Source organism: Streptomyces sp. NPDC025721, from assembly GCF_055558595.1.
Window position 1 is genome coordinate 18,203 of the sequence record NZ_JBVHMF010000052.1, and the last position, 787, is coordinate 18,989.

The window sequence follows — 787 nt, forward strand, 5'->3', positions numbered from 1 at the left end:
GATCGGGAAACCCATTCTTTTCCCCCTGGGGAAACAGGTTTCTTGGGTGGGGGGATGCGGAGGGGGGGGAGGGGGGGGATTTTTTTGTGGGGGAGGGGGGGGGGAAAAACACCCCCGGCGGCCGGAGCCCCCCGGGGTTTTCGTGGTCATGGTGTCGGGTTGGTGTTCATTCTGTCGCGACCGTTTCGGTGACGGCGGCGCGGGCGGAGGACTCGTCGACGATGCTCTTCTGCTCGGTGAACGCGGCGATCAGGGACTGCCAGGCGATGATGTTGACGGAGCGGGGCAGGCCGCGGCTGGTGGAGTGGATCAGGTCGATCGCGTCGTCGGAGAACAGGACGTCGGACCGGTCGGCGCTGGTGAGATGGTGTTTGACGTAGCTGGCGGTCTCGTCCTTGCTCATCGAGGGCAGCTGGTAGCTGACCGCGATCCGCTGCTCGAGGGCGGCCAGGACGCCGTGTTTCATCCGTTTCCGCAACGTGGGCTGGCCGACCAGCAACACTGCGAACGGCGTCGTCGAGTCCATGTCGTAGTTGGTCAGCATCCGGATCGCGTCCAGCCGCTGGTGATCAAGGAGATGGGACTCATCGAGGACGAGTGCGGGGGTGCGTCCGCGCTCGTCGACCTCGGCTGCGAGGGCGGCGGATGCCTGGGCTGCGAGGGCGGCGAAATGGTACTTCGGGGTGCCGCCCAGGCTGGTACTACAGGTGGGCTTCGTGTCCGCTGACTGAGTGACGCGTTGTTCAGTGTGTGGAGACGTTGCATGATGTGGAGATGTGGGCGGAGT

1 protein-coding gene is annotated in these 787 nt (G+C 65.1%); it reads right to left on the reverse strand.

The window, feature by feature from the left end; all coding sequences use genetic code 11:
• Positions 1-166 precede the first annotated feature (166 nt).
• Positions 167-787, reverse strand: a 621-nt coding sequence (locus ACZ4EF_RS36670; RefSeq protein ID WP_467508537.1) for an ExeA family protein, incomplete at its 5' end; no start/stop codon positions are given.